Consider the following 22,020-nt stretch of genomic DNA (forward strand, 5'->3'; position numbering starts at 1 on the left):
GGCGACGCGGTCTGCGCGGGGGGCCGGGGTGGCTCCGCGGCGGGCCGCGAGGGCGGCGGGGCACCCGCGGCGGGCCGCGTCTCCACGTCGCCCGGATCGAGGTCGTCGAGGTCGTCGACCCGCGAGTACGGGGCGGGCGACCGCCGGGCGTGCCGGTTGTAGAAGTCGTCGCGATCGGTCACCGCGGGCGGTGTCGGCGGGCCGGCCTCGGGCCCCGCTGCCGCCGGGCCGGCTCCCGCACCGGGCGCTCCACCGCCGGTTCCCGGGACCGGGATCTGTCCGGTCGGTTCGTCGTAGGGACTCGTCGCCCGTGTGTCGCGCTCGCTGGTGCCCGACGTGTCGCGTTCGCTCACACGCCCGACTCTAGAGGCTCGCGCTCCGTGGTCACCGGACCCCGGCGGGGTGAGTCGGGCACCATGCTCAGGGCGCCACGAGCCGGGGCACCACTACTGTGGACGCCATGTGGAAGGGGCGCCCGACGGGCACGCGCGGTGATGCCGGCCGGACGAGTTCACCCGCCTCGGCGGGTCGACGGATACGGGTTCGGTGGCGCACCCTGCTCACGGCGCTCACGGTGCTCACCGCGGTGGTCGTCCTGGTCGGCGGCTGTGCGGATTTCACCGCGCAGGACAATCAGCGCGAGGCGGGCGCGTTCAGCCCCAACAACCGGCCGAGCGGTCAGCCCGAGCCGACTCCGCCCCCGGAGACCCCCCGGGAGACGCAGCCGCCCCCGACCGGTCCGTGCGTCGACCCCGACCCCGCTGTCATCGCCACCTGCCTCGCATCGACGGGCGGTGTGATGCCCGGTGACGAGCAGGGCGAGGTCACGGTCGTCGCCGAACGCACGACCGGCAAGATCATCACCACCAAGCGCTACGGTCCCGCCCGCACCCTGGGCGAGACATCGGTCGATGCATCCGGTGACGGCGGTCTCATCGATTTCGCGTTCTCCCCCACCTACTCCCAGGACCGGCTGATCTACGCGTACATCACGACACCGGCGGACAACCGCATCGTCCGCCTGGCCCCGGGTGACGTGCCCAAGCCGATCCTGACCGGCATCCCGAAGGGTGCCACCGGGAACATGGGCGCGATGTTCTTCCGGTCGCCGACCGAACTCGTGGTCGCCACCGGCAACGCCGGGAATCCCGCGGCCGCCGACGACCCGTCCTCACTGGCCGGCAAGGTGCTGCTGGTCACGTCGTTCACCTCGGGCGCGAGCCCCCGGCCGGCGATTCTCGCCTCCGGCTTCGGATCCACGGTGTCGCTGTGCCCCAACGCTTCCACCGGAACCGTCTACGTCGCCGACCAGACCGCCACCGAAGACCGGGTGCAGGTGCTCGAAGAAGGCGGCCCCAAGGTGCTGTGGACGTGGCCCGACCGTCCGCAGATCGCCGGCTGTGGTGTCGCGGGCGGCAGCATCTTCGTCTCGACGACACGCACCCAGCGCATCGAGGCCATCAACGAGCCGACCCGCGAGGAGCCGACGATCACCGCGCCGGCCGTCGTGCTGGAACGCCGCTACGGCGCACTCGGCCGGATGGCTGCGCTACCCAACGGCTTGCTGCAGGTGGCCACCGTCAACAAAGAGGTGGGGTCACCGAAACCCACCGACGACCGCGTGTTCCGCTTCCTGCCCGCCGGCGGTGGCAACGACCGGACGTGACGCTCTGCTGCCAATCCATCGGACCCGCACGGCTTGTGGTCCCTGAGGTACCGAAGCCACCTTCTGCTCCCTGAGGTGCGAGCGAAGCAAGCCACGAAGGGCTCCGGAACCTGCGTCACCAGACCCTTCGAGGCTCGTCGCTAGCGCTCCTCGCACCTCAGGGAGCAGGGGGTCGCACCTCGCACCTCAGGGAACAGGGGGTCGCACCTCGCACCTCAGGGAGCAGAGGGGTCGCGACCCTCGCACTCTAGGGAGCGAAGGTTGCTCTTCGCACGCAGGAGCCGGGAGTTGTACGGTTCGCCGTCAGGAACAGGCCGCGATGACCAGTTCCTTCACGCGCGCCGGGTCCGCTTGTCCGCGAGTCGCTTTCATGACGTCGCCGACGATCTTGCCGGCGGCCTGGACTTTTCCGCCGCGGATCTTCTCGGCGATGTCGGGGTTCGCGGCGAGGGCGTCGTCGACGGCCTTCTGGAGTGCCGAGTCGTCGCGAACCACTTCGAGACCGCGATCGGCAACGATCTGCGCGGGCTCACCCTCGCCGTCGAGGACCGCGGTCGCGACCTGCTGAGCGAGCTTGGTGGTGAGCTTCCCCTCGTCGACCAGCCCGATGATCTCGGCGACCTGGGCCGGGGTGATGGTCAGGTCAGCGAGGTCGACTCCGCGTGAGTTCGCCTGCTGCGCAAGGAAGGACACCCACCAGCCACGCGCCGCCTCGGGTGCTGCCCCGGCGTCGACGGTGGCGATGATGAGATCGACCGCGCCGACGTTGACGAGGTCGCGCATCACCTCGTCGGACACTCCCCACTCCTCCTGGATGCGGGCGCGCCGCAGCCACGGGAGTTCCGGCAGGGTGGCCCGGAGTTCCTCGATCCACGCCGAATCAGGCTGCACCGGCGGCAGGTCCGGCTCGGGGAAGTAGCGGTAGTCCTCGGCGGTCTCCTTGCGGCGCCCGGCTGACGTGGTGCCGTCGGTCTCGTGGAAGTGCCGCGTCTCCTGGACGATCTCGCCCCCGGTCTGCAGGATGGCGGCCTGGCGGCGCATCTCGTAGCGGACGGCCACCTCGACGCTCTTGAGCGAGTTGACGTTCTTGGTCTCGGTGCGCGTACCGAACTCGGTGGCGTCCTTCGGCTTCAGCGACAGGTTGACGTCGCAGCGCATCGAACCCTGGTCCATGCGCACGTCCGACACGTCCAGCGACTTGAGCAGATCGCGCAGCGCCGACACGTAGGCTCTGGCGACCTCGGGCGCGCGTTCTCCCGCGCCCTCGATGGGTCGCGTCACGATCTCGACGAGCGGCACCCCGGCGCGGTTGTAGTCGAGCAGCGAATGACTCGCGCCGTGGATCCGGCCCGTCGAGCCGCCGATGTGCAGCGACTTGCCGGTGTCCTCTTCCATGTGGGCGCGCTCGATCTCGACCCGCCAGGTGGTGCCGTCGCCGAGCACGACATCGAGGAAACCGTCGTAGGCGATCGGCTCGTCGTACTGCGAGATCTGGTAGTTCTTCGGCTGATCCGGGTAGAAGTAGTTCTTCCGCGCGAAGACACTCGACGGCCGGATGGAGCAGTTCAGTGCCAGGCCGATGCGGATCGCGGACTCGATCGCCTTGGCGTTGGCGACCGGGAGCGAGCCCGGCAGTCCGATGCACACCGGGCACACCTGCGTGTTGGGGTCGGCGCCGAACTCGGTGGGGCACCCGCAGAACATCTTGGTCGCGGTGCCCAGCTCGACGTGCACCTCGAGGCCCATCACCGGATCGAATGCGGCAAGCACCTCGTCGTAGTCCAACAGGTCGACGGCTGCGGAAGTCATGGCAGTCAGTTTATGCGGCGATATCCCAGGGGCACGTTCAGGGTGATCACCGATGCCGGGAACGTGCACCCGCTCGTAGCGTCGAAGACACCGGCGAACGACGTCGGAACCCACGCCCACCCAGGAGGACGACATGACCACCCCACAACCCGCCTACGACGGCCCGCGCCTGATGCGTTCGCGCACCAATTCCTGGCTGGGCGGTGTGTGCGGCGGCATCGCCGAACGCTGGGGTTGGGACCCGACGCTCATCCGCGTCCTGTTCATCTTGTCGATGCTGTTGCCCGGGCCGCAGGTGCTGATCTACCTGGCGCTCTGGATCATCATCCCGCGCGAGCCCGTCGCCACGGTCACCCCCGTCGCCTGAGGCGCACCCGCGTTCAGCCGAAGATGACCCGGATCTCCTTGTACTGGTCCAGCGGTACGGTCTTGAGTTCGCCGAGGGCCTCGTCGAATGTGATGCGCGCGATCTCGGTGCCGTGAAGGGCGACCATCTGCCCCCAGCCCTTCTCGGCGACGAGGTCGGCGGTGGCCATGCCCATGCGTGTCGCCAGGACCCGGTCATAGGCCGACGGCACCCCGCCGCGCTGGATGTGCCCGAGGATGGTGGCCCGGGTCTCGATGCCGGTCCGTTCCTCGATGAGCGGCGCGAGCACCTCGGCCACGCCGCCGAGCCGCGGTCGGTTGAAGCCGTCGAGACCCTTGGTGGAGTGGGCCTCCTTCATCTCCGGGAGGGTGAACCCCTCGGCGACGACGACCATCGGTGAACGGCCACGCGACTTGACGCTGGTGACCCAGGCACAGATCTGGTCGAGGCTCTCGGGGTTCTCCGGGATCAGGATGACGTGCGCGCCGCCCGCGATCCCCGAGTGCAGGGCGATCCAGCCGGCGTGGCGGCCCATCACCTCGAGCACCATGCACCGCTTGTGCGAGTTGCCGGTGGTGCGGAGCCGGTCGATGGCCTCGGTCGCGATCTCCACCGCGGTGTTGAACCCGAAGGTGTAGTCGGTCGCCGCGATGTCGTTGTCGATGGTCTTGGGAACCCCGACGATGTTGATGCCGTCGTCGAACAGTCTCTTCGACGCCGCGGCGGTACCCTCGCCGCCGATCGCGATCACGCCGTCGATCTCGAGGTTCTTCAGCACCTTCTTGATGTTCTCCGGGCCGCCGTCGGGCTCGGAGTAGGGACCGAACCGGCTCGTGCCCAGGATGGTGCCGCCCTGGTTGGACAGGCCGCGGACCGTCGACCGGTTCAGTTCGACGATGTCGCCGTAGACGAGTCCGGCCCAGCCGTCCCGGAAGCCGACGAATTCGTGGCCGTAGACGGTCTCACCTTTGAGCACTGCGCCGCGGATCACCGCGTTCAGTCCGGGGCAGTCTCCCCCGGACGTCAGAATGCCGAACCTCTTGGCCATCTGGTGAGACCACCCTCCCTGTCGTCATCGGTCGAACCTGCCCGAACATCCCCAATCTAGTGCCCCGGCGAGCCGGGCGCTGGCCGCGAAATCACTTGATGCCGTTCTCGTAGGCGAACACGACCGCCTGGGCTCGGTCCCGGAGCCGGAGTTTGTTCAGCAGGCTGCTCACGTGCGTCTTGACCGTCTGCTCGGTGACGAACAGGTCGGCACCGATCTCGGCGTTGGACTTGCCGTCGGCCACCAAGTCCAGCACCTCGCGTTCTCGTGGGGTGAGGGTGTCGAGTTTGTCGTCCCGCGACGGCCGGCGGCGGTTGGCGGTGACCTCGGTGATGAGCCGCCGGGTGATCGACGGCGCCAGCAAGGCCTCCCCCGCGGCCACGACGCGCACCGCGCGCACCAGCTCGTCAGCGGGTGCGTCCTTGAGCAGGAAGCCCGAGGCACCGATCCGCAGGGCCTCGTAGACGTAGTCGTCGATGTCGAAGGTCGTGAGCATCAGCACGCGCGTCGGCGGCTCGGCGGACGACGCGAGGATCTGTTCGGCCGCCCACAGGCCATCCTTGCGCGGCATGCGCACATCCATCAGGACGACATCGGGGCGCACCCGGCGACAGACCTCGACGGCTTCGACCCCGTCGGCGGCGTCGCCGAGGACCGAGAGGTCGGGCTGGGCGGCGAGCAGAGCCGAAAAACCCTGACGCACCATGGCCTGGTCATCTGCGATGACTACGGTGATCGGCACGCCGTCACGCTACCGTCGTCGCGACGGCGGCTCACCGGAACCCGAGGAGAACACGATCGGCTCGGGGACGACGACCTCACGTCGAGGCACCACCGGAATTCGAGCGCGTACCGCGAAGCCGCCGGTCGGTGTGGGTGCGGCGACCAGCGAACCGCCCACTGCCTGAGCGCGATCGATCATCCCGGGGATGCCCACACCGCTGCCGCCGATCTGCAGCGGATCGGCGGTCGCGGCCGTGTTGACCACGGCGACGTCGACGAGGTCGCCCTCCCCGCGCGACACCTCGACGTCCACGCGCCCGCCGGGGGCGTGCCGGGTGGCGTTGGCCAGCGACTCCTGCACGATCCGGTAGATCACCAGCGCAGCAGATTCGCCGACTTCGTCGGCGTCGACGTCCAGATCCAGCACGACCTCGGCACCCGCGCGCCGTGTCTCGGCGACCAGCGAATCGAGTTCGGCCAGGCCGGGATTGGGCGTCGCCGAAGCGTCCGCATCCTCGACGCGCAGGACGCCGAGCAACTGCCGGACCTCGTCGAGGGAGGTGCGTGCCGCGTCCGCGATGGCGTCGAATTCCGATGCAGCCGAAGGACTCACATCCGGCAGGCGATATCTGGCGGTCTGTGACATCACCACCACCATCGACATCCGGTGGGCGACCACGTCGTGCAGGTCCCGGGCGATGCGCGCCCGCTCCTGGAGCACGGCCGCCTCGGCCTCGGCGGCCTCGGTCTGCTCGGTGCGAACTGCCAGCTGCCGGCGCGAGGCCATCAGTCCCCGCAGCAACGCGACCACGACCGCCAGCACGGTGATCCCGAAGACCCATCCGATCCGAGCCGTCGGCTGCACGGCGAAGGCGATGACGATCGAGGTCGAGATCCAGACCACCGGAATCCATCGGAGCGGGCATCTGAGGAAGGCCATGAAGGTGAGGACCAGCAGCTCGATGAGGTGGGTCACCTGGATCGTCAGCTCCCACGTGCCCCGTACCGGGACGACGATCCCGATGAGCTGGGCGGAGACCACCGAGATCGCCCACCCCAACAGCGGGGCCGACCACGCGAGAGCGATCGGCAGGGCCGCGAAGGCGGCGACCACGGGGAGCACGAACACCGGCATGGAATGCGTGATGGGCAGTGTCGGCCAGGCGACCGAGTACATGACCAGCGCCACGAACAGGAAGAACCAGTTGAGGCGCGACGAGAAGTAGTGCCGCACCGCGGGGTCCTGGGCCACCGGTGCGGTCGACGCCCATTCCAGTGAGGACGCCCCCACCGCGCGGAGCTTCTTGCGGTATCCGAACATGCCCTCACCCTAGGCGTGCCGACCCCTCGCCGACCTCATACTTTCGAGGGAGACGACCCGATACCGGCGTAGCGGTTCGGCGCCGTCGAACCGACCTGGAGACGACCGGGAACGGCTCCGCGGAGCGATGTGCCGGTCGGGATCGGCCTCATAGCGTCGATGACCATGACCGGATCAGCGCACATCCGAAACACAGGGCCGGACAACGGCTTCCCCGACCCGAACGGCTCGATTCTCCGCGGGCGCCGACGTCGCTTACGGTGGTGGGCGGCGACACTCACCCTCGCCGTTCTCCTGACCGGCCAGTGGATCTCGACCGCGCACGCCGTCGCAGGCCCACTCCTCGCAGCGACGGGTACAACGGTGGCGGCGTCTCCGGACGATGCCGACAATCCCTATGCTGCCGTGGTCGTCGCCCTCGTGGGGCCGCACCCGGCGACCGCGGTGGCGCCCCTTCCGGCGTCCTTCGTGACGGCGCAGGGGTACGTTCCCCAGGTCGTCGGCGGGTATCCGGTCGATCCGGACGGGGACTGCTCGTCGCCTGTGCCGTTGCCGCAACATTTCACTCCCCTGTGCCGCACCCATGACTTCGGTTACGACCTGTTGCGGGCGGCACAGCGAGACGGCGCCCCTCTCGGCGCGTGGGCCCGGATTGCTCTGGACCGCATGCTGATCGATCGGATGTACGCGTCCTGCCGGACGCCTGCGTGTACGACTGCCGCGCTCGGCGCCCGGATCGGGCTGGCGTGGAACACGTGGCGTCAGTACGGCGGTCCCCCCGCCCGCGGCGAGACCCTGCCGGCACTCGTGTACACGAGCGTCGAACGCGCCCTGGTCGACCCGGACGAGCACGAGGCGCGGCAGCGATGACGTCACATCGATACGCGCAGTGGTTGCGCGACAGTGCATTCGGATCGCTACCGCACCCGGCCATCAGTATCGCGGTGACACTCGGCTACCTCGCCGCGCTCTACCCGGGCACCCTGCCACGTGATACGACGATCACCGCGGTCCTGACCACCGTGTTCAGCGCGCTGGGGGCGTGCACCGGGAGGGTCCTCGCACGGCGGAGCAGGGGCAGGCCGGAAGAACAGGCGCGGCGCATCGTCTTCGGCTCATGCCTGGTGATCCTCGGAAGCGCGGTCGGCATGGCGGTCTGGTGGCAGAACCTCATCCGGTCCGCGGTCGACGTCGCACCCGCGGGTGTGGGATGGTGCGCTGCGGCGACACTGCCGGCCGCCGTGGTCGTGGTGGCGATCGTGGCCGTCCCGCGGACCGCCGCAGTGGTCGCCGCCGGCGCCCTTGCACTCACGGCCGGGCTGCTCGCGCCCGCCGATGCCGGCGCCGACGAACAGCGGTTGCCGGTCTCGTCGTCGGCGCAGCACGATCCGGGAACTCTGCTGCGGGGCGAGCTGAGGGTCGGCGAGTTCGACGCTGCCGCAGCCGATCTGGCGCGCTCGTGGACCGCGTCGGGAGGGCTCTCGGCGCGCGCGGTCGTGGTCGCGGTGCCGACCGGATCGGGCTGGGTCGACTCGGCGGCGGTCGACGGTTTCGGCAGTCGTTTCGCCGGCGACGTCCGGGTTCTCACCCTGCCCTACGACCAGGTTCCGTCGTGGCAGGCCTTCGTGTCCGACCGGTCCGGGTCCGCGGAATCGGCGATCGCCGTGGTGTCGGCGGTGGCGACCGTCCTCGACAGTGTCCCGGAGCACGAACGTCCGCGAGTGATCCTCTATGGGCAGAGCCTCGGAGCCGTGGGTGCCGACGCCGCGCGGGTGTGGCTCGAGAACGAGCACCCCTCGTTGCTCGACGAGACCGTGCTGGTCGCCCCGCCTGCGGGGACCGTCGCCTTGCTCTCCCGCACGCCGCGAACGGTTCTCGCCAATTCCAGCGATCCTGTCGTGCGCTGGTCGTTCGCCGAACTGTGGCGTCCGCACGGCGCGACCGGTGACACCCACGTCCGTGGTCCGCGGGTGCCCGACGCGCCGTGGTTGCCCGTCATCAGTTTCGTGCAGACCAGCGTCGACCTGCTCGGCGCGCTCGACGGGGCGGCCGGTGTCGGCCATCGATACGGTCCCGAGCAGGCCGGACCGCCGCACCCGTTGCGGAACTGAGGAACGGTCAGACGATCGGGCCCCGAGCAGCTTCGTAGGACGCGCCGACGCGGTACAGGCGGTCATCGGCGAGGGCCGGTGCCATGATCTGCAACCCGACCGGCATCCCGTCGTCGACCGACAGCCCCGACGGCACCGACATCGAACCGATTCCGGCGAGGTTCACCGGCAGCGTGCACAGGTCGAACAGGTACATCGCGAGCGGATCGTCGACCTTCTCGCCGATGGGGAACGCGGTCGTCGGTGTGGTCGGCGAGATCAACACGTCGACCTTCTCGAAGGCGGTGGCGAAGTCGCGTGAGATCAGGGTGCGGACCTTCTGCGCCTGACCGTAATAGGCGTCGTAGTAGCCCGAGGACAACGCGTAGGTGCCGATCATGATGCGGCGCTTGACCTCTGGTCCGAAGCCCTGTTCGCGGGACAACGCCATGACCTCGTCGGCCGAGTGCGAGCCGTCGTCGCCGACGCGCACTCCGTAACGCATCGCGTCGAAGCGCGCCAGGTTCGACGACACCTCCGACGGGAGGATCAGGTAGTAGGCGCCGAGCGCGTAGGTGAAATGCGGGCAACTGACCTCGACCACTTCGGCGCCACGCTCCTCGAGGAGCTTGACCGCCTGGTGGAAGGAGCCGAGCACGCCGGACTGGTAGCCCTCACCCTGCAGTTCGGTGACGACACCGATCCGCACGCCCTTGAGATCCTGCTCGGCGCCCTCGCGGGCAGCCGAGACCACATCGGGCACCGGCACGTTGATCGACGTCGAGTCGCGCGGATCGTGTCCGGCGATGATCTCGTGCAGCATCGCGGTGTCGAGGACGGTCCGGCCACACGGGCCGCCCTGGTCGAGCGACGAGGCGCACGCCACGAGGCCGTATCGCGAGACCGTGCCGTAGGTGGGTTTGACCCCGACGGTCGCGGTGACGGCGGCCGGCTGACGGATCGACCCACCGGTATCGGTGCCGATCGCCAGGGGCGCCTCGTACGACGCGAGCGCCGCTGCGCTGCCACCGCCCGAGCCACCCGGGATCTTGGTGGGGTTCCAAGGGTTCCGCGTCAGCTGGTACGCCGAGTTCTCGGTCGAGCTGCCCATGGCGAACTCGTCCATGTTGGTCTTGCCCAGGATCGGGATACCCGCGGCGCGAAGCCGTTCGGTGACCGCGGCGTCGTACGGCGGCACCCATCCCTCGAGGATCTTGGAACCGCACGTCGTGGGGGCGTCGACCGTGGTGAAGACGTCCTTGAGCGCGATGGGCACGCCCGCGAGAGCTGACGGGGTCTCACCGGCGGCGATCGCGTCGTCGGCAGCCTTGGCGGCGACCAGCGCTTCGGCACCGCTCACGTGGAGGAACGCGCCGAGCTGGTCGTCGATCTCGGCGATGCGGTCGAGGTGGGCCTGGGTGACCTCCACCGAGCTGACCTCGCGTGCACCGATCTTGGTGGCCAGTTCGGCGGCCGACAGACCGGTCAGATCACCCTCGGGACGCGGCGCTGCGGCGCTGGAATCGGGACTCACTGCTCTTCTCCCAGGATCTGCGGGACGGCGAATCGGTCCTGTTCGACCGCGGGCGCACCCGAGAGTGCGGCGTCGGTCGTCAGGCCGGGAACGACGACATCAGGACGGAGCACGTTCGCGAGCTCGGCCGGGTGGGCCGTTCCGGGTACATCGTCGGCGGCCACCTTCGACACCGACGCGACATGAGTCAGGATCGAGTCCAGCTGCTCGGCGTAGACATCGAGTTCGTCCTCGCTCAGTGCCAGTCGCGACAGTCGCGCCAGATGCGCGACCTCGTCCCGCGATATGGACTTCGGTTCGCCAGCCACCGCAGCGTCCTTCCTCACATCACTGTTCGTTCGAGTCGTCCTCTGTGCCGCCCTCATCGCGTCGTCGACACGGTTCGCGCAACGTCTCCAGACTATGGGAACCCGCGACCGGGACTCACCCCAGCCACCCGTTGGGCCGCGGGCGGTGCGCGCGACGGGTGCGTGGGTGCGAGAATGTCGCACGTGTCCTACCTGTTGCGGGTCTATCTCGAAGACCGGCCGGGCAGCCTCGGTGTGCTCGCCGTGCAGCTCGGCTCGGTCGGTGCAGACATCCTGTCCCTCGAGGTCGTCGAGCGCGGCAACGGCTACGCAGTGGACGATCTCGTCGTCGAGGTCGCCCCCGGCGCCCTGCCCGACAGCCTGATCACCGCGGCCGAGAAGGTCAACGGTGTCCGCGTCGACTCGATCCGGCCGTATGCCGGAGTCCTGGACACCCACCGCGAACTCGAGCTGGTCGACCAGGTGGCCACCGCCGGACGTGATCGGCTACAGGTCCTCGTGGACAACGCGCCCCGGGTGCTGCGCGTCTCGTGGGCGATGGTCATCACCCCCGCCAGCGGTGGCGTGCTTCAGCTCTTCGGCTCGTCCGGGGCCCCGGAGACCCCGTTGACCAGGGCCGACTGGCTTCCTCTGGAGAGGGCCACCGAGCTCGACGCCGACGGCGACTGGGTACCGGGTGCGTGGCAGGACATGGACACCCGCCTCGCCGCGGCTCCGCTGGGTTCGGAGTCGAAGGCGATTCTGCTCGGACGCATCGGCGGACCGGACTTCCGGCCGTCCGAGGTCGCCCGGCTCGGTTACCTCGCCGGGATCGTCAGCACCGTGCTGCGTACCGAGAGTTGAGAGCCGGCCACATCTGGCCGTCCCGCGGGCATCATGGACTGATGACGTCCATCACTCTGATCCAGGGCGACATCACGACGCAGTCGGTCGATGCGATCGTCAATGCCGCCAATTCCACGCTGCTCGGCGGCGGTGGGGTCGACGGCGCCATCCACCGGCGCGGCGGCCCGGCGATTCTCGCCGAGTGTCGGGAGCTCCGCGCGGGTCCCTACCGCCGCGGACTCCCGGTCGGCGCGGCGGTGGCCACCACCGCGGGTGACATGGATGCGCGCTGGGTCATCCACACCGTCGGGCCGGTCTACTCCCACGACGAGGACCGCTCCGACCTACTCGCCTCGTGCTATCGCGAATCACTCCGTGTGGCAACCGAATTGGGCGCCACCACGATCGCCTTCCCGGCGATCTCGACCGGGGTGTACGGCTGGCCGATGGACGACGGGGCCCGCACAGCGGTCGAGACGGTGCGGGCAACGGTGCCGGACACGTCGATCGAAGAGGTCCGGTTCGTCCTGTTCGATCAGCGCGCCTACCGCGCGTTCGAGTCCGCGTTGGGCTGAACGATCACTCCGCTTCGCCGGTCTCCAGCAGCTTCTTGAACGCGTCTTCGTCGAGCACCGGCACGCCGAGCTGTTCGGCCTTGTCGGCCTTGGTGCCCGGCGACTCCCCGACCACCACATAGTCGGTCTTCTTCGACACCGAACCCGACGCCTTGCCGCCGCGCTGCAGGATCGCCTCCTTGGCCCCGTCACGGGAGAAGTCCACCAGCGAGCCCGTCACCACGATCGTCTTCCCCTCCAGCGTTCGGACGATCGACTCATCCCGTTCGTCCTCCATGGAAACGCCTGCGGCCCGCCACTTCTCGACGATGTCCCGATGCCAGTCGACGGTGAACCAGTCGTGGATGGACTGGGCCAGGGTCATCCCCAGCCCTTCGACCGCGGCGAGTCGATCGATGTCGGCGGCCTCGATCGCCTCGAGCGAACCGAACTCGGTGGCCAGGGCGCGGGCGGCGGTGGGCCCGACGTGGCGGATGGACAGCCCGACCAGCACGCGCCACAGCGCCACGTCCTTGGCCTTGTCGAGGTTCGCCAGCAGTCTCTTGCCGTTGGCCGACAGCGCACCCGCCTTGGTGGTGAACAGGTCGGTGCGGACCAGATCGTCGGCGGTCAACGAGAACAGATCGCCCTCGTTGGTGAGGACCCCCGCCGACAGCAGGGCCGACGCGGCTTCGTAGCCGAGCGCCTCGATGTCGAAGGAGCCGCGGCCCGCGAGATGAAAGAGCCGCTCGCGCAACTGAGCCGGGCAACTCTCCTGATTCGGGCAGCGGAGGTCGGCGTCGCTCTCCTTCTCCGGCCGCAGCGTCGTGCCGCATGCCGGGCAATTCTCCGGCATCTCGAACTCGACTTCGCTGCCGTCACGCAGGTCGACGACGGGTCCGAGGACCTCGGGAATCACGTCGCCGGCCTTGCGGATGGTGACGGTGTCGCCGATCAGCACGCCCTTGCGCTTGACCTCCGAACCGTTGTGCAGGGTCGCGCGCGACACCGTGGACCCGGCGACGAGTACGGGTTCGAGGACCGCGAAGGGAGTGACGCGGCCGGTCCGCCCGACGTTGACCTGGATGTCGGAGAGCTTGGTGGTGGCTTCTTCCGGCGGGTACTTGTAGGCGATCGCCCAGCGCGGCGCGCGCGAGGTGGACCCGAGGCGTCGTTGCACGGTGACGTCGTCGGCTTTGACCACGATGCCGTCGATCTCGTGCTCGACGTCGTGACGGTGTTCGCCCCAGTAGGTGATCTTGTCGATGATCTCGTCGGCGTCGGACACCTTGGTGGTGTGCGTCGACACCGGCAGACCCCAGGCGCCGAGCGCCAGATAGGCGTCGTGCAGGGACTCCGGCCGCCAGCCCTCGGTGTGCCCGATGCCGTGGCAGATCATCCGCAGCCTGCGACGGGCGGTGATCTGCGGGTTCTTCTGGCGCAGCGAACCGGCGGCCGAGTTGCGCGGATTCGCGAAGGGCGCCTTGCCCTCCGCCACGAGGGAGGCGTTCAGCGTCTCGAAGTCCTCCACCCGGAAGAAGACCTCGCCGCGCACCTCGAGGACCTCGGGGATCGGGTACTCCGCAGACTCGGTCAGACGCATCGGGATGTCGTCGATCGTCCGCGCATTCAGGGACACGTCCTCACCGGTGCGGCCGTCGCCACGGGTGACGCCACGCTCCAGGACCCCGTTCCGGTACACCAGCCCGAGAGCGACCCCGTCGATCTTGAGTTCGCAGAGAAAGTCCACCCGGGTGCCGGCGTCGGCGACCACGCGATCGACCCAGGTGCGCATCTCGTCGTGGTCGAAGACGTTGTCCAGCGACATCATTCGCTCGAGGTGATCGACCGGGGAGAACGCCGTGGAGAAGCCGCCACCGACCAGCTTGGTGGGTGAGTCGGCGGTCGCGAGCTCCGGGTGCGCGTCTTCGAGTGCCTGCAGGCGCCGCAGGAGGAGGTCGAACTCGCCGTCGGTGATGACGGGCGCGTCCTTCACGTAGTAGCGGAACTGGTGCTCGCGGATCTCCTCGGCGAGTGCGGTCCACTCCTCACGCAGGTCGCCCTCCGGCCCCGACTGCTCGGTGACCGGCTGACCCGACTCCGTTGTATCTGCCACGTTCCGAGGGTATCGGAGCGGTCGGACAGGGCCTGCTGTTCGTTGCACTGACACATATGGCCGTCGTTGACGCGACGACTGGGCTGCTTGAAAGTTGTCCCTGGTATGGCGAAGCCTGTCGACCGCATTCGCCCATCACCATGGCGCGGCTCCTGTGACAAGGCCCGCTGGGGCGTGAGGTCCCGTGATCAGAACACCATGCTGTCACTGGTCTTGCTAACGAGTCGCAGCGATTGGTTCGTCGCACACTGTGGAGTTGTCAAAGGTCGTGTGGCGTCGGGTCGGCGCCGGAGGGTCTGGGGGCGGGGCGGTCAGACGAGGGCGTCGTCGAGTCGCATGGTGCGCCGGTTGTAGGCCGGGCGGGGTAGACGTCGCTGGTCGATGTCGACCGACGGGATCAACCACGGATGCCGGTCGGGTCCCATCACCACGCGCCAGCCGTGGTGATGCACCTGGGTGTGACAGCGCTGGCACAGCAGGCACCCGTTGTCCAGATCAGTCGCACCACCATCAGCCCAATGGACGAGGTGATGGACTTGGGTATGCGCCGCGGGGGCACCGCATTTCACACAGCACTGATCGCGCACGACGATGGCCTGCCGCAGATGATGCGGGAACAACCGTTTCGTGGTGCCCATCCGCAACGGCACCCCCTCGCCGTCGAGCACGATCTCGGCCACTCCGCCGTCACACGACAGGCGTCGGGCTGTCGATGCTGTGACCGCCCCGACCCACGGCAGGCGCGCCGGATCAGCGCCGTCCGCGGGGATGGTCACCAGGACTTGGGTGCGGGGTGCGCCGGCGGTCGTCATCGCCGCACCGATCGCCGCTTGATGGAGCAGGAGTTCCAACCCATCGGCGCGACGCTGCGCCACACCACGGCGATCGTCAGCGCCGTCGGGTTCCGGGCGCGGGCAGGAGCGTTCGTCGATCATCGACAAGAACTTCTCGCCGATCACCGCGGTCACATCGGCAGTGATCGCGACCCTGCCTTCCTCGGTCACCCGGGTGTGCAGGGTGTTCAGTGACGCATCATCAGCCGCCGGAACCGCGTCCGGGTCAGTGGCTGCGACCCGAACTGCGATACTCCGGGCGTGGTCGTTGATCTCGGCGGGTGTGGCACCGGAGAACGCCTGGGTGAGCAACTCGCTCTCGACCGCCGACCGGTCGTCGTCGGACAGCGCTGCCGGAGCACGTGTGTCGATGAGAGTGATGCCGCGGACCACCGCATCCACGCACTCGGCAGACAGATATCCGTCGGCGGCGCAGTCGGCGAGTTTCGGCAACGACGCCAGGCCTGCGGCGATCCGCACACCACGGCCGGCGGCTGCCGGGGGCATTCCCATCTCGATCAGCCACGACCGGGTCGTCGAGCCCGCGCGCGCTGCGGCATCGGAGGCGTCGAAAAGCGCTATGTGGACGGCGATCTGGTGATCGACCACGTTGCGCAGCACCCGCAGTTCGTCGAGACGCTCGAACACGGCGCGACCACTCCCGTCGTCGGGTGGTGGCGGCATGCCGATGAGGGTGTCCCGGAGCTCGGTGATCGTGGTCATGACGCCAAGGTACTCGCCCAAACGTTCGACGACGAAGTTTCTCCACAACCCATTCTTCGCCGAATCCGACTGCGCGACAGACTATGTCACTCACGCAACAGCGGTGAACCGTGGTGAACTCTGATGAACAAGAATCCCATCAGTCACACCCGTCGCTTTCCCATTCCTGCACGTCCGCGCGGCACACCGTAGCGCGAAACACTGCCGGGTCGGCTGGATTCGCCGGACAGTGCTCGGACCTCGGTCGAGTCGCCATCGACGTCGCCGATGGCCTCGCGAATTCGTCTGCTGTGATCGCTGCTCCCCTGATCAGCGGCGTATGGCGGTGTGTCGCAGTTCGAGAGTCGGCGACGAGACGGCATCGGCGTGGGCGATAGTTGCCGTATGTCTCCTCATTCGGTGTTGTTCGGTGCTCGGGTCACGGGTCACATCATGTGGTGGGTGTTCGTGGTCGCGGCACTTTTCGCGGGTGGGATCACCTGGTGGATGGAGCACGTCGCGGTGGACGCGTCGTTCGTCGGCGGTGCGCCTCACGGTTGGACGGCCTACACCCCGACCACCGACTTGGGTTATGTCGACCTCATCGGGTCGTCTGCACCGGAGTGGTGGCAGGACCCGGCAGTGTACGCATTCGCCGCGTTCGTGGTCGTGATCTCGGCGATCGTCGACGCGCTCGCAGCGCGACGCCTCCTCGCCGGCATCATCACCGTGCTCATGCCGTTCGTGGCGCTGGTCCTGTTTGTGATCGCCACTCCGGGTGCCATCGACGGCGTCTTCCTCCACAGCACCGTTGCCATGGTGCTCGTCCTCGTCGGGGTGGCGATCCGGGAGGTGTGGATGCGCGCGGGTGCGCCGCGAGCACATGCTGAGTCGCATGAGTGAGCACGGCAGAACTCGAACCGAGCAGGGTCGCGTGCGGTCGGTCGCATGGGTTCGGGTGGCATGGATCGTGGTGGCCGCTCTGGGTTGCGCATTTGCGGTGTGGAACGCGTTCGAACCGGCCGGGTGGTCATCGATGTCGTGCGGAAAGTTCGGCGAGTTGGACGAGCCCGGTGTTCGTGCCGGCGCCACATGCGACGACCCGGTGTGGTTTGCCTACGGTGCGTGGCCACTGGTGACACTCGGCGCGTTGCTCAGTGCCCCAGCAGTTGTCGCCGCCCTGATGATGCGTTGGTGGGTGTCGTGGCTGGCGGTGGCTGCACTAGCCGCTCTGACCGTCTACGGGGTGGCGCATTGGACGGGGTTCTGGGGGCTGTTGATGGTCGGCGGAGCTCCGATGACGGTGGCCGCGATCGTGATCGCGGGAATCCACCTTGGTGTGACGGCGTACAACGATTCCCGCCACGCCGTCGCGTAGGCGTTGCGTTCGTTCGATTCGGTCGCATGAGGAGGGTTGCGGCTGGCCGACGCGATCAGCTCCTTCGGGGCACCCAACGCGCCCGTGTCCAGAAAGCGATCGCGCCGACGAACGGTAACGCGGTGACAAGGACCGCCCAGGCGGCCCCACGCAGCTTCCCCGTCGGCTCGGCAACAACAGACCACAAGGCTATCGGCCACATCACCAGCCAGATACACACCGCACCAGCACCCATCGCGTACACGACGGTGTCAGCGACCAGTCCGTCCATACTGCAGGTGTTGTCGGCGGCGCAGTCGGCGAGGCCCGCTGTCGCGACGAGGGATGTACCACTCATGTGTTCACACGGAGTCGAGTTTGGCCACCGAACGTTTGGGTGCGATCTGGCGGTAGCTGGTGTCGAGGAGTTCGCCGACCTCGTCCCAGTCGGTGTCGTCGTCGAGGATCAGACCCACCCATCCGGCGGGGCCGAGATAGGCGGGTAGAAAGAAGCGCGGATCGTCCAGCAGGGCGGGCCGTTCGGAGTCGTCGGCGAGGACCAGGATCGACTGGTCGTGACGAACCTTGCTGCCTTTCACGCCGCCGCCGTAATTGCCGAACATCTTGCCGCAGCGGAAGGTCGGCCGACCGTGCGCGACGACCTCGGTCGCGTCAGGCAGTGCGAGCGCGATCTTTCGGATGCGGCCCAGATAGGGGTCCGCGTCGTCGAACATGATCGGGTGCGGCATACCGACGAGAATAGGTCTGCGACGCCGGGCCTGCAGGGGTTTCAGAGTGCGGAGGGATCGCTGCCGAGCAGCTGGCCGGCCTCGGCGGTGATCGCCAGCGCCGACTTGGCCCAGCTCGCAGACGCGCCGGCCAGCCCACAGGTCGGCGTCACGAGGACGTTGTCCGCCAACACTTTCCGGTTCAATCCGATGCGGTCGGTCAGCGCGGCGAGTTCGGTGGCCACGTGTTCGGCGGCCAGCGGGCGGTCGGGCGCGGTCGACGGCACGCGGCCGGCGAAGAGCACGCCGCCGCGATCGACGAGGGCGCCGATGCCGTCGAGATCGGTCGCCGACGGTGTGGTCAGGTCGATCGAATACGCGACGCCGGGAAGATGGTCGAGCAGGCCCCATCGTGGCCGGCCGCAATCGTGCAGGATCACCGGCGCACCGACGTGGTCGACGAGTTCGGTGAGTGCTCGGGCCACCTCGACCACCGGTATCGCCCGGATGGGGTCGAAGCGGGTCAGCGGCTTCACCGTGCCGTCGATGACCTGGCCGATCATCGGCTCGTCGAGCTGGACCACCACGCGCGCACCGAGCCGGCGTTCCACCTCGGCGACATGCGCACGAACACCCTCGGCCGTCGACTCGACGATGTCGCGAACCGCCCCGTGATCCTTGAGGACTCGCTGCCCATTGGCCAGCTCGACCGACGCCGCCGTGGTGAACGGACCGGCGACCTGCACCTTGAACGGGCGTCCGGTGCCGACGAAACCCGCGGTCTCCCAGAGTTCCTCGACCACGTCGAGGTCCTCGGCGAGAAGATCTGCCGCCCGTCGCGCCAGTCGGGAATGGCGTTGCGCGAGGCGGTATCCCCACGTCGCGGTATCCATCGGCAGGTCGACGAGGATCGCCGCCATCCGGCCGATCAGATCCGAGCCGATGCCGCGTCCGGGGAGTTCGACGAGGTGCGCGAAATCGAGTTCGCCGTTGACCACCTCGGCGGCGGCACGCGCGTCGGTTCCCGGCATCGAACCCACGCCGGTGCCCACGCCGGTGGGCAGTGCCGGTGCGGTCACGGAGACGGTACGACGGTCGGCTGCGACGCGGTGGTGGCGATGCGACCACACCCGACGACCTGGTCGCCGCGTCGGGCATCGGGCAGGTACAGCACCGCGGCCTGACCGCGGGCGACGCCGGTGAGCGGCTCCTGCAGCTCGATCTCGATACCGGGCTCGCCGTCGACCACGGTCGCGGTGGCCCGCACCGGCGCGAGTCCGCCGTGGGCGCGGACCTGCACCATGGCGTCGAAGGGCTCGTCGGGGGTGACTCCCGAAGTCCAGACCGCGCGGGTGGCGGTGATCCCCCAGACCTGGAGGTCGGCGGCCGTCCCGACGGTCACCGTCCCCGAATCCGGGTCGATCTCGGTGACGTAGCGCGGCTTGCCGTCGGCGGCCGGCGACTCGACCCCGAGGCCCTTGCGCTGACCGATGGTGAAGCCGTGGACACCGTCGTGCTCGGCGAGACGCTCACCCGACGACGCGTCGACAATCGCTCCCGGCCGGACGCCGATGCGGGCACCGAGGAACGCGCGGGTGTCGCCGCTGGGGATGAAGCAGATGTCGTGGGAGTCCGGCTTGTCCGCGACGGCCAGGCCACGGCGGGCCGCCTCGGCCCGGATCTCACTCTTCGGCGTGTCGCCGATGGGGAACATCGCCCGCGACAGCTGGTCACGCGTCAGGACGGCGAGCACGTAGGACTGGTCTTTGTCGGCGTCGACCGCGCGCCGCAACTCCCCGTCGACGAGCTGGGCGTAGTGGCCCGTGGCCAGCGCGTCGAAACCCAGGGCGAGCGCCTTGTCGGCGAGGGCGGCGAACTTGATCTTCTCGTTGCACGTCAGGCACGGGTTCGGCGTGCGTCCCGCCGCATAGGCCTCGACGAACTCGTCGATGACGTCGTCTTTGAAGCGGTCGGCGAAATCCCAGACATAGAAGGGTATTCCGAGGACGTCGGCCGCTCGGCGGGCGTCGGAGGCATCCTCGCGGGAGCAGCATCCGCGCGAGCCGGTGCGTAGCGCACCCGGGGCCGTGGACAGCGCCAGGTGGACTCCGACCACCTCGTGGCCGGCCTCGACAGCTCGTGCCGCGGCGACCGCCGAGTCGACGCCGCCACTCATCGCCGCCAGTACTCGCATCAGGTGATCCTTCCGCCGGGGGCCGACACCAGCCCCGCGGCCCGCGCCCGGTCGACGACCTCGTCGATGACCGCGGCGACCGCGTCGATGTCGGCATCGGTGGTGGTGTGGCCCAGGGAGAAGCGCAACGACGAGCGCGCGTCGGCCATGTCGAGCCCCATCGCGAGGAGCACATGGCTGGCCTGCGCGACGCCTGCGGTGCAGGCCGATCCGGTCGAACATTCGACGCCCTTGGCGTCGAGGAGCATCAGCAGCGAGTCACCCTCGCATCCGGCGAACGACACGTGCACGTTCCCGGGGAGGCGACCGTCGCCGTCGGCCCCGTTGCGCACCGCTCCGTCGACGCCGAGGAGGACCTCGGTCAGCCGGGTCTGCAGCGCTCGCACGTGGGCGGTGTTCGCCTCCAGGTTCTCGACGCACCACGACAGCGCGGCGGCCATGCCGGCCGCACCGGCGACATCCTGGGTTCCCGACCGGACGTCACGCTCGTGGCCGCCGCCGTGCAGCAGCGGGACGCATCCGACGTCCCGGCCCAGTAGCAGGGCACCGACGCCCTGCGGGCCGCCGAACTTGTGGGCGGTCAGGCTGAGTGCGGAGAGGCCGCTCGCGGCGAAGTCGACCGGCAGGTGGCCGACCGCCTGGATCGCATCGGAGTGCACCGGTATCCCGAACTCGGACCCCAGCGCGGCGATCTCGGTGATCGGCTGGATCGTGCCGACCTCGTTGTTGGCCCACATGATCGAGATGAGGGCGGTCTCGTCGGCATGCGCCTCGAGCTCGGCGCGCAGGTCGGCCGGCGAGATCACACCGTCGGCGTCGACGGGCAGCAGCACGAGTTCGGCGTCGGCCTCGTCGGCGAGCCACTGCGCGGGGTCGAGAACCGCATGGTGCTCGATCGCCGAGGTGATGATCCGGCGACGACGCGGGTCGGCGTTGCGCCGGGCCCAGAAGATCCCCTTGACCGCCAGATTGTCGGACTCGGTTCCGCCCCCGGTGAAGACGACCTCGGACGGCCGGGCACCGACGGCCGCGGCGATGGCCTCGCGCGACTCCTCGAGCCGGCGGCGGGCGGTGCGACCGGACCCGTGCAGTGACGAGGCGTTACCCGGCTGGGCGAAGACGGCGGTCATCGCCTCGACGGCTTCGGGCAGCATCTGCGTCGAAGCGGCGTGGTCGAGGTAGACAGGCGCCTTCACGGGCGGTCGGCTTGGCACGGGCATCGCTAGCAAGGATAAACGCGCGCCGGGCGCCGACAAATTCCGCGATCGGCCGGCCGATCGGCGGGCTGCCGGCCCGGTTGCCGCCGGACGACGGCGAAAGCGGGTGCCGGAGGGCGCGAAACGCCGGATCGACCGGTCGCTCTCAGACCCGCTCGAGGTAGAAGTACAGGTGACGACCGTCGATGACGCCGCCCTTGCCGTTCATGATCCCCATCACCGTGGTGTCGTCGACGCGCTTGAAGTGATCGATGACGGGCTGGCCGTCGTAGACCATCGACGCGGTGATCTCGCCCCGGAACTCGATCGCCCACAGGCTCGCCTCGCCCTTGCCCAGCTTTTCGTTGGAGTAGAGATCGCCGTTCTCGTCGCGGCACACCAGCGGCTGGACGTCGCTGCGCGAGGTGAAGGTCTTGCCGAACCAGTTCGCCTTGGCGAGCATGCCGTTGATGGCGTGCCCGGTCGTGAACTCCCCGCCCTTCCACGCGCCGAGCATCTCCTCGGGCCGTAGCGTCGACAGTCCGGCCCAGACGGTGTCGAGGTCGGCGTCGTCGACCCGGCCGTCGACGTCCCGGAGCTCGAAGAACTTGGCGCGCGCGGCTTCTCGGGTTTGCGTGGACGTCATCGT

Annotated in this window: 21 protein-coding genes and 1 pseudogene; 8 read left to right on the forward strand and 14 right to left on the reverse strand. The window is 68.9% G+C overall.

The window, feature by feature from the left end:
* A pseudogene (locus CA982_RS06420) lies at positions 1 to 353 on the reverse strand (DoxX family protein); the annotation flags it as partial.
* A 107-nt stretch (positions 354 to 460) separates the two neighbouring features.
* Between CA982_RS06420 and CA982_RS06425 the strand changes: the two are divergent.
* Entirely contained in the window at positions 461 to 1,666 is a 1,206-nt protein-coding gene (locus CA982_RS06425) for a PQQ-dependent sugar dehydrogenase (protein ID WP_244176150.1), read from the forward strand.
* Positions 1,667 to 1,969: 303 nt separating this feature from the next.
* Here CA982_RS06425 and gatB read toward each other — a convergent pair whose 3' ends face one another.
* Positions 1,970 to 3,475, reverse strand: coding sequence for an Asp-tRNA(Asn)/Glu-tRNA(Gln) amidotransferase subunit GatB (gene gatB, locus CA982_RS06430; RefSeq protein ID WP_086534516.1), 1,506 nt, complete (start codon positions 3,473 to 3,475; stop codon positions 1,970 to 1,972).
* Between the two features lie 133 nt (positions 3,476 to 3,608).
* On the opposite strand from gatB, the gene CA982_RS06435 reads away from it, so the two are divergent.
* On the forward strand, positions 3,609 to 3,842 hold the full coding sequence (locus tag CA982_RS06435; RefSeq protein ID WP_086534517.1) for a PspC domain-containing protein: 234 nt from the start codon (positions 3,609 to 3,611) through the stop codon (positions 3,840 to 3,842).
* A 13-nt stretch (positions 3,843 to 3,855) separates the two neighbouring features.
* On the opposite strand, the gene CA982_RS06440 is transcribed toward CA982_RS06435, so the two are convergent.
* The 3 genes from CA982_RS06440 to CA982_RS06450 all read right to left on the reverse strand — a co-directional run bounded on the left by CA982_RS06440 (position 3,856) and on the right by CA982_RS06450 (position 6,934).
* The gene (locus CA982_RS06440) at positions 3,856 to 4,890 is read right to left on the reverse strand and encodes a 6-phosphofructokinase (RefSeq protein ID WP_064570641.1); all 1,035 of its coding nucleotides are present in this window, start codon (positions 4,888 to 4,890) and stop codon (positions 3,856 to 3,858) included.
* A 91-nt stretch (positions 4,891 to 4,981) separates the two neighbouring features.
* The gene (locus tag CA982_RS06445; protein WP_033203972.1) at positions 4,982 to 5,632 is read right to left on the reverse strand and encodes a response regulator; all 651 of its coding nucleotides are present in this window, start codon (positions 5,630 to 5,632) and stop codon (positions 4,982 to 4,984) included.
* A 9-nt stretch (positions 5,633 to 5,641) separates the two neighbouring features.
* Positions 5,642 to 6,934, reverse strand: coding sequence for a sensor histidine kinase (locus tag CA982_RS06450; RefSeq protein ID WP_086534518.1), 1,293 nt, complete (start codon positions 6,932 to 6,934; stop codon positions 5,642 to 5,644).
* Positions 6,935 to 7,099: 165 nt separating this feature from the next.
* Here CA982_RS06450 and CA982_RS06455 point away from each other — a divergent pair, with 165 nt between their 5' ends.
* Positions 7,100 to 7,804, forward strand: coding sequence for a hypothetical protein (locus tag CA982_RS06455; protein WP_414963026.1), 705 nt, complete (start codon positions 7,100 to 7,102; stop codon positions 7,802 to 7,804).
* Entirely contained in the window at positions 7,801 to 9,045 is a 1,245-nt protein-coding gene (locus tag CA982_RS06460; protein ID WP_086534520.1) for an alpha/beta-hydrolase family protein, read from the forward strand. The genes CA982_RS06455 and CA982_RS06460 overlap by 4 nt, the downstream gene beginning before the upstream one ends.
* Before the next feature lie 7 nt (positions 9,046 to 9,052).
* Here the strand turns inward: CA982_RS06460 and gatA are convergent, their stop codons facing one another.
* A complete protein-coding gene (gatA, locus tag CA982_RS06465) occupies positions 9,053 to 10,558 on the reverse strand; it encodes an Asp-tRNA(Asn)/Glu-tRNA(Gln) amidotransferase subunit GatA (protein WP_086534521.1) in 1,506 nt (501 codons plus the stop codon).
* A complete protein-coding gene (gatC, locus tag CA982_RS06470; protein WP_086534522.1) occupies positions 10,555 to 10,866 on the reverse strand; it encodes an Asp-tRNA(Asn)/Glu-tRNA(Gln) amidotransferase subunit GatC in 312 nt (103 codons plus the stop codon). The genes gatA and gatC overlap by 4 nt, the downstream gene beginning before the upstream one ends.
* Positions 10,867 to 11,040: 174 nt before the next feature.
* Between gatC and CA982_RS06475 the strand changes: the two genes are divergently transcribed.
* Entirely contained in the window at positions 11,041 to 11,709 is a 669-nt protein-coding gene (locus CA982_RS06475; RefSeq protein WP_086534523.1) for an ACT domain-containing protein, read from the forward strand.
* Positions 11,710 to 11,750: 41 nt separating this feature from the next.
* Entirely contained in the window at positions 11,751 to 12,266 is a 516-nt protein-coding gene (locus CA982_RS06480) for an O-acetyl-ADP-ribose deacetylase (protein ID WP_086534524.1), read from the forward strand.
* Between the two features lie 4 nt (positions 12,267 to 12,270).
* Here CA982_RS06480 and ligA read toward each other — a convergent pair whose 3' ends face one another.
* Positions 12,271 to 14,361, reverse strand: coding sequence for an NAD-dependent DNA ligase LigA (ligA, locus tag CA982_RS06485; RefSeq protein ID WP_086534525.1), 2,091 nt, complete (start codon positions 14,359 to 14,361; stop codon positions 12,271 to 12,273).
* Between the two features lie 311 nt (positions 14,362 to 14,672).
* Positions 14,673 to 15,917: an HNH endonuclease gene (locus CA982_RS06490; RefSeq protein ID WP_086534526.1), complete on the reverse strand. Its 1,245-nt coding sequence runs from the start codon at positions 15,915 to 15,917 to the stop codon at positions 14,673 to 14,675.
* Between the two features lie 384 nt (positions 15,918 to 16,301).
* On the opposite strand from CA982_RS06490, the gene CA982_RS06495 reads away from it, so the two are divergent.
* Together CA982_RS06495 and CA982_RS06500 are read left to right on the forward strand one after the other, a co-directional pair.
* Positions 16,302 to 16,799 carry a hypothetical protein gene (locus tag CA982_RS06495; RefSeq protein ID WP_086534527.1) on the forward strand — a complete coding sequence of 166 codons (498 nt, stop codon included), beginning with the start codon at positions 16,302 to 16,304 and terminating at the stop codon, positions 16,797 to 16,799.
* Complete coding sequence (locus CA982_RS06500; protein ID WP_143412529.1) at positions 16,792 to 17,274, forward strand: hypothetical protein; 483 nt, start codon at positions 16,792 to 16,794, stop codon at positions 17,272 to 17,274. Before CA982_RS06495 ends, CA982_RS06500 begins: the two co-directional genes overlap by 8 nt.
* A gap of 341 nt (positions 17,275 to 17,615) precedes the next feature.
* Here the strand turns inward: CA982_RS06500 and CA982_RS06510 are convergent, their stop codons facing one another.
* The 5 genes from CA982_RS06510 to CA982_RS06530 all read right to left on the reverse strand — a co-directional run bounded on the left by CA982_RS06510 (position 17,616) and on the right by CA982_RS06530 (position 22,017).
* The gene (locus tag CA982_RS06510) at positions 17,616 to 18,002 is read right to left on the reverse strand and encodes an MmcQ/YjbR family DNA-binding protein (protein WP_086534530.1); all 387 of its coding nucleotides are present in this window, start codon (positions 18,000 to 18,002) and stop codon (positions 17,616 to 17,618) included.
* Positions 18,003 to 18,043: 41 nt separating this feature from the next.
* On the reverse strand, positions 18,044 to 19,060 hold the full coding sequence (locus CA982_RS06515; protein ID WP_086534698.1) for a uroporphyrinogen decarboxylase/cobalamine-independent methonine synthase family protein: 1,017 nt from the start codon (positions 19,058 to 19,060) through the stop codon (positions 18,044 to 18,046).
* Positions 19,057 to 20,175 (reverse strand): tRNA 2-thiouridine(34) synthase MnmA, encoded by a 1,119-nt coding sequence (mnmA, locus tag CA982_RS06520; RefSeq protein ID WP_086534531.1) that lies wholly within the window; start codon positions 20,173 to 20,175, stop codon positions 19,057 to 19,059. Before mnmA ends, CA982_RS06515 begins: the two co-directional genes overlap by 4 nt.
* Positions 20,175 to 21,395 carry a cysteine desulfurase family protein gene (locus CA982_RS06525; protein WP_208617899.1) on the reverse strand — a complete coding sequence of 407 codons (1,221 nt, stop codon included), beginning with the start codon at positions 21,393 to 21,395 and terminating at the stop codon, positions 20,175 to 20,177. Before CA982_RS06525 ends, mnmA begins: the two co-directional genes overlap by 1 nt.
* A gap of 142 nt (positions 21,396 to 21,537) precedes the next feature.
* A complete protein-coding gene (locus CA982_RS06530; protein WP_086534533.1) occupies positions 21,538 to 22,017 on the reverse strand; it encodes a DUF4334 domain-containing protein in 480 nt (159 codons plus the stop codon).
* Positions 22,018 to 22,020 lie beyond the last annotated feature (3 nt).

The sequence above is a fragment of the Gordonia lacunae genome (genome assembly GCF_002149015.1).
Taxonomy (GTDB): Bacteria; Actinomycetota; Actinomycetes; order Mycobacteriales; family Mycobacteriaceae; genus Gordonia; species Gordonia lacunae.

Coding starts and splice junctions, on each gene's coding strand:
- CA982_RS06425 (WP_244176150.1), top strand. CDS start 461: ATGTGGAAGGGGCGCCCGACGGGCACGCGCGGTGATGCCGGCCGGACG.
- gatB (WP_086534516.1), bottom strand. CDS start 3,475: ATGACTTCCGCAGCCGTCGACCTGTTGGACTACGACGAGGTGCTTGCC.
- CA982_RS06435 (WP_086534517.1), top strand. CDS start 3,609: ATGACCACCCCACAACCCGCCTACGACGGCCCGCGCCTGATGCGTTCG.
- CA982_RS06440 (WP_064570641.1), bottom strand. CDS start 4,890: ATGGCCAAGAGGTTCGGCATTCTGACGTCCGGGGGAGACTGCCCCGGA.
- CA982_RS06450 (WP_086534518.1), bottom strand. CDS start 6,934: ATGTTCGGATACCGCAAGAAGCTCCGCGCGGTGGGGGCGTCCTCACTG.
- CA982_RS06455 (WP_414963026.1), top strand. CDS start 7,100: ATGACCGGATCAGCGCACATCCGAAACACAGGGCCGGACAACGGCTTC.
- CA982_RS06460 (WP_086534520.1), top strand. CDS start 7,801: ATGACGTCACATCGATACGCGCAGTGGTTGCGCGACAGTGCATTCGGA.
- CA982_RS06475 (WP_086534523.1), top strand. CDS start 11,041: ATGTCGCACGTGTCCTACCTGTTGCGGGTCTATCTCGAAGACCGGCCG.
- CA982_RS06480 (WP_086534524.1), top strand. CDS start 11,751: ATGACGTCCATCACTCTGATCCAGGGCGACATCACGACGCAGTCGGTC.
- CA982_RS06490 (WP_086534526.1), bottom strand. CDS start 15,917: ATGACCACGATCACCGAGCTCCGGGACACCCTCATCGGCATGCCGCCA.
- CA982_RS06495 (WP_086534527.1), top strand. CDS start 16,302: ATGTCTCCTCATTCGGTGTTGTTCGGTGCTCGGGTCACGGGTCACATC.
- CA982_RS06500 (WP_143412529.1), top strand. CDS start 16,792: ATGAGTGAGCACGGCAGAACTCGAACCGAGCAGGGTCGCGTGCGGTCG.
- CA982_RS06510 (WP_086534530.1), bottom strand. CDS start 18,002: ATGCCGCACCCGATCATGTTCGACGACGCGGACCCCTATCTGGGCCGC.
- mnmA (WP_086534531.1), bottom strand. CDS start 20,175: ATGCGAGTACTGGCGGCGATGAGTGGCGGCGTCGACTCGGCGGTCGCC.
- CA982_RS06525 (WP_208617899.1), bottom strand. CDS start 21,395: ATGCCCGTGCCAAGCCGACCGCCCGTGAAGGCGCCTGTCTACCTCGAC.
- CA982_RS06530 (WP_086534533.1), bottom strand. CDS start 22,017: ATGACGTCCACGCAAACCCGAGAAGCCGCGCGCGCCAAGTTCTTCGAG.